This is a genomic window from Propionicimonas sp. (assembly GCF_047606205.1).
In the GTDB taxonomy this organism is placed as follows: domain Bacteria; phylum Actinomycetota; class Actinomycetes; order Propionibacteriales; family Propionibacteriaceae; genus Propionicimonas.
Window position 1 is genome coordinate 1 of sequence record NZ_JASGES010000024.1, and the last position, 5,318, is coordinate 5,318.

General features: G+C 72.5%; 5 protein-coding genes. 1 reads left to right on the forward strand and 4 read right to left on the reverse strand.

Going from position 1 to position 5,318, the window contains the following annotated elements:
• Window positions 1-468: 468 nt before the first annotated feature.
• Together QM633_RS01395 and QM633_RS01400 are read right to left on the reverse strand one after the other, a co-directional pair.
• Window positions 469-1,041, reverse strand: a complete 573-nt coding sequence (locus QM633_RS01395; protein WP_415151929.1) for an NADPH-dependent F420 reductase — start codon at window positions 1,039-1,041, stop codon at window positions 469-471.
• 86 nt (window positions 1,042-1,127) lie between these two features.
• A complete protein-coding gene (locus tag QM633_RS01400; protein WP_415151930.1) occupies window positions 1,128-2,306 on the reverse strand; it encodes a PLP-dependent aminotransferase family protein in 1,179 nt (392 codons plus the stop codon).
• 75 nt (window positions 2,307-2,381) lie between these two features.
• Here QM633_RS01400 and QM633_RS01405 point away from each other — a divergent pair, with 75 nt between their 5' ends.
• Window positions 2,382-3,521 carry a YcxB family protein gene (locus QM633_RS01405; protein ID WP_415151931.1) on the forward strand — a complete coding sequence of 380 codons (1,140 nt, stop codon included), beginning with the start codon at window positions 2,382-2,384 and terminating at the stop codon, window positions 3,519-3,521.
• Here the strand turns inward: QM633_RS01405 and pdxH are convergent.
• Window positions 3,518-4,150, reverse strand: a complete 633-nt coding sequence (gene pdxH, locus QM633_RS01410) for a pyridoxamine 5'-phosphate oxidase (protein WP_415151932.1) — start codon at window positions 4,148-4,150, stop codon at window positions 3,518-3,520. The two genes, QM633_RS01405 and pdxH, sit on opposite strands and share 4 nt — an antisense overlap.
• Before the next feature lie 9 nt (window positions 4,151-4,159).
• A complete protein-coding gene (locus QM633_RS01415) occupies window positions 4,160-5,050 on the reverse strand; it encodes a transglutaminase domain-containing protein (protein WP_415151933.1) in 891 nt (296 codons plus the stop codon).
• Window positions 5,051-5,318: the final 268 nt, after the last annotated feature.

The window sequence follows — 5,318 nt, forward strand, 5'->3', positions numbered from 1 at the left end:
ATCGAGCGGCTGGTCGAGACGGACGCGCACGTGTTCGTCCTCACCGGTCCGGACGCGGCCCACGTCATCCCCCGCTGGGCGGCCGACGTCGACGACCTGGTCGCACAACTGCGCGCACACCTTCCCGACTAGGGGGCTGCTGAACAATGCTGTTCCGAGCGAGGACGTGCCGGGCGGGATGAGCGGCAAGGCCACATCTTGTGGGTGATCCTGGCCCTGTGCCCCATGGTGTGGCCGCAGCAGATCGCCCTATCCGGCGCGCCGCAGCCGGGACATGATTGTTCAGCAGTCTCCTAGACCCGGATCCACCGACCGAGCAGGTCTCAGCAGGCTCGACCAACCGAGTCGGTGAATCGGGCTTGAGACACGAGTCGCTTTCTCGCGCGGGAGGAGGCCGGCGGATCGGACCGTGGCACGCCGCGGGACGAATCGCCTGCCCGCGCAGGGGAAGGCGTCACCCGCCGACGATCAGACGACGGCGAAGCCGCCGGTCCAGGCCACCTTCTCCGACACCGCGAGGGTGAGCTGGAGGAAGCCGAGTGCCTCCAGCTCGTGCGCGCGGGCGAGCGACCCGGCGTCCAGCGCCTTCACGCCCCCCGCCACGACCGCGTCCACCAGCACCTTCTTGGCCGCGTCCTCCTCGCCGGCGACGAGCACGGTGGTCGGGACTCCCCCGACCTGGCCGGTCGCGAGCGTGGCGGCGAAGGTGGTGTTGAACGCCTTCAGGACCTTCGCCGACGGCAGCGTCTTCTGCAGCTCGGCGGCGGCGGAGCTTCCCTCCGGCACCACCAGGGAGTCGAAGGTGGCGAAGTTCAGGGGGTTGGTGATGTCGACGACGATCTTCTGGTCGAACTGGCTCCCGTACGCCTCGACGATGCCGGCCAGCGCGGGGTACGGAACGGCGAGCACGACCACGTCGCCCAGCGGCGCCGCTCCGACCTGGTCGTGGCTGACGTAGCTGACGTCACTGCCGCCCTCGGCGAGGATGCCGCCGATGGCCTTGCCCATGTTGCCGGTGCCGATGATCGTGAAGGTGGCCATGGTGGTCCTCCTGAAGTAGTTTCGCTTTCAACTACGACTCTAGACCCAGATAGTTTAAACCGCAACTACCCCTGGGGCGGGAGCGCTCAGTCGGCCCAGCCCAGCACGCCGGCCAGCCGGTCCAGCCCCTCGCCGATCACCTCGGGGGAGTTCGTCACGTAGGACAGCCGCATCGTCGACCGATCGGGGTCGGACGCGAAGAACGGCCACCCCGGCACGTAGGCCACACCCGCACCCACGGCGCTCGGAAGGTGTACCGCGGTGTCCACGCCCCCGCCGAGACGCACCCACACGAACATGCCGCCCTCCGGCCGGGTCACGTCGGCTCCCGCGGGCAGCCGGGCCGCGAGCCCCTCGACCATCGCATCCCTGCGCTGCCGGTAGATCCTGACCACGCGCCCGATGTGCGCGTCCAGGTCGCAGGTGGCGAGGTAGTGGGCGACGGCCAGTTGGTCGGTGACCGCGCTCTGGAGACCGACGGCCTGCTTGGCAACCTCGATCGAGCGCAGGATCGGGCCCTCCGCGCGCAGCCAGCCGATCCGCACGCCCGGCGCCATGACCTTGGAGGCGGAGTTCAACAGCACCGTCTGCGCCCCCATCCCCGGCAGGCTCGCCAGCGGCGGCACCTCCTCACCCTCGAACCGGAGCTCGCCGTACGGGTCGTCCTCCAGCAGCGGGACGCCGGTCCGCACCAGCACCTCCGCGACCTCGCGCCGGCGATCGAGCGGCATCGAGCGCCCGGTGGGGTTCTGGAAGGTCGGGATCAGGTAGGTGAACTTGGGCCGGTGGGCGAGGATCGCCGCGTCCAGCGCGTCGGGCAGGACGCCGAACTCGTCGGTGGCGACGGCCACCAGCCGCGCGCCGGCGAGGGCGAAGGCCTGGACCGCGGCCAGGTAGGTGGGCTGCTCGACCAGCACGACGTCGCCCGGGTCCAGCAGCGTCTGACCGACCAGGTAGATGCCCTCCTGCGAGCCGCTGGTCACCTGCAGGTCATCGGGCGTGGTCGCAAGCCTGCGCGACATCCGCGCGGCCAGCTGCTCGAGCAGTTCGGGCTCGCCGTGCGTGGTGGCGTACTGCAGCGCCCGGCGTCCGGAGTGGGCGAGGACGTGGTCGAAGGCCGCCCGGAAGTCGTCCACCTCGAACAGGGACCCGTCCGGAATCCCGCCCGCGAAGGAGATGACGTCCCCGCGCCCGACGACAGACAGGATGTCGCGCACCGGGGAACTCGTCACGCCCGCGAACCGGGAGGCCAACTCGAAGCTCATCCCCGGATCGTCCCACGGGCACCCGATCCATCGATTCGGCGTCCGAGGCCCGGCCGGGGACGCTAGCCTGCCGCCGTGCTCCAGTTCGAGGCCACGGTCGAGGACGTCCTCGCCGGGTCCACCCACACCCCGGCCGCGCGGAGCCACCTGCGGCGCCTGGTCCTCGACAGGCGCATCCACTGTGCGACGACGGCCTTCCTGGTGGCAGTGGGGATCCGGCTGCTCGGCAGCCCCGCTCTGGAACTCACCGGCTCCGTGGTCCCGAGCGCGCTGGGGGCCGCGGCGGTCGCCGTCCTGGTCGGGCTGCTCAGCGGGCCGTGGGCCAGACGCCACGTGGAGGCGGGCCTCCGCCGGGCCGCAACGAAAGCCCTGGCCGAGAGCGGGCAGCCCCGCCGGATCTGGCTGGACGCGACCGGGCTGGGCGCCTACTCCCCCGGCGGCGGCACGTCGCATCTCGACTGGGCCGTGATCGGCGGGATCGAGGAGACACCGGACCACCTCCTGGTGCGCACCGGACCGGTCGAGTCGCTGGCGATCCCGTGGCGGACCGGCCCGCTCGATGTGGCCGCCTTCGCGGCCGAGCTCCGGTCACGACTGAGCACGGTCGTCGGGCAGGTCGCGGTGCTGCCGACCATCGCTCCACAGGACTCCCTGCAGTTCGTGCTCACCGAGGAGCAGTGGGTCGACGCCCTCGTCTGGATGGACCGCCGGGACGGCACGCTGGCACGGCTGGTGCGCCGACGTCGACGCTCGTCCGCGGCGTACTTCGCGCTCCCGCTCGGAGCACTGCTGCTCCTGATCCTGACGACGGCGTCCACCACTTCGTGGTCGGGCCGGTCCCCCTCCGTCCTGCTCGGGGTCCTGGCGGGTTCGGTCCTGATCGTGGGGCTGGCCCAGCTGCTCATCCCCGCCACCGCCGAGTTCGCTCAGCGATCCTCCCGGCGCGGCTACCTGGCACTCGATCCACGTCCGCTCGAGCCGACCCGCGTGTGGGCGAGCGCCGGCGGAGTGGACCTCCAGCGCCCCGGCTCCTGGGACCACCTCGAGTGGTCCTGGATCACCGCGCTCGGCGAGAACCGCGACATGGTGATCCTGCGCACGCGGACGTCCCTCCTCGCCGTACCGAAGGCCGCCGGACCGATCGCCGCCGAGCGCTTCAGCACGGTGGCACGCGAACAGCTGGCGGCCGTCTCCGGTGCCAGGGTGTACGCCTAGGGGGCGAGGCGCTCCCTGATCCAGCGTTCGCCGGCGAGCCGGAACCGGACGCGGTCGTGCAGGCGGGACCTGCGTCCCTGCCAGAACTCCCAGGTGTCGGGGACCAGCCGGTAGCCGCCCCAGTGCGGCGGGCGAGGCGGGTTGAGCCCGTAGCTCGCCGACGCCTTCGCCGCGTTGGCGAGCAGAACGGCACGGTTGGGGATCACCTCGCTCTGCGGGGACGCCCAGGCACCGATCCGCGAATCGAGCGGACGGATGGCGAAGTACGCATCCGACTCCTCGGCGGAGGTGTGCTCGACGCGTCCCTCGACGCGGACCACGCGCTCCAGCTCCGGCCAGTGGAACTGCACCGCGGCGACCGGGTGCGCCTGCAACTCGCGTCCCTTCCGGCTGTGGAAGTTCGTGTAGAACACCAGACCGCGCTCGTCGGCCGACTTCAGCAGCACCACCCGGGTGGAGGGACGCCCGTCCTCGCCCACCGTGGCCAGCGTCATCGCACTCGGCTCGGTCACCGACGCGGCGACAGCGTCGTCGAGCCAGCGCCGGAACAGGGTCAGCGGGGCGCTGCCCGCGTCCGTCTCGTCCAGTTCGCCGCGCTCGTAGCTCTTCCGCATCCCCCTCAGGTCCACGCGAACAGCCTAACCGGCAGGTTCAGCCCGACCCGGGCGGACCAGCCGCTCACGCACCGGCGGGTAGCCGTACGGGGAGGTGCGGGTGATCGTCGGTCCGGGACGCAGCCCCGCCTCGGACGCGTAGCGCCCGGCCAGCTCCGCCTCGGCCGCGGCGTCCCCCGCGTCGGCCCGAACCAGGAGCCCGGCCAGGCCGTCCAGCACCGCCGGTTCGAGCGGACCCGCCCACATGTCCCACAGCAGGAGCTCGTCGCCGTAGCGATGGGCGAGCTGGAACACCACGTACTCGCCGACGAACTCCGGCCCGCACAGCTCCGGGAGCGAGGGCTCCACGCCGTAGCCGGCCGCGTCGAGGACGCCGCTGCGGTGCCCCAGCCAGACCTCGGCCGCGGTCTCGAACGGGGCGCCCGGCCCGCGGGGCATGTCGCGGACGTCGAAGTCGAAGCCGTCCCGGGTGAGTTCGGGGTCGGTGCGCACCCAGCGCTCCGAGTCCCAGTACTCGACGACGACGTGGTCGTGGTGGAACCCGGGCGCGAAGTAGCCGGCGAAGCCCACCACGTTGCGGGCCGGGACGCCCCGGGCGCGCAGGGCACCGGTGAGAAACAGCGAGTGGTCGCGGCAGCACCCCGCGACCCGGGACCCGGGTTGCCTGGGTGCCGTCAGCGGTGCCGGGTGCCGGGCCTGGTCGAGGGCGAGGATCCGCTCCAGCCACCGGCTGTCGATCTCGCCGCGGCGCTCCGCCGCCAGATCCGGGAGCTCGGCCCGGTAGTGGGCGATCGTGTTCCGCGACGCCGCGCACAACGACTCGACGTCGTCGGGGACGGCGAGCAGGAGATCCGCGTAGCCGCCCGGGTCGGAGTAGGGCGACTGCCGTCGCCACCGGTCGAGGTGATCAGCCATGGCACGAGCCTGCCCCCACAGCGGCCGGAATGGCAGGGCTCTCCCCGATCCGGCACGTCCACCCACGCGTTCGCCGGCCGCGTCGGCCGGGGGCGGCAGCAACGGCTGCACCGTGGGCGCCGCGACCCACCCGCGTCCACCGCAACCCGGACTCGCCCTTCTCGCCGGGCCGATCCCTGCCCATCGACTCGCGTCCGCTGCCGGTGCCGCGGCCGGGGCGGCGAACACCCGGCGAGCCGGCGCCGCCCCCCGTGTCGCCGATCCCGTG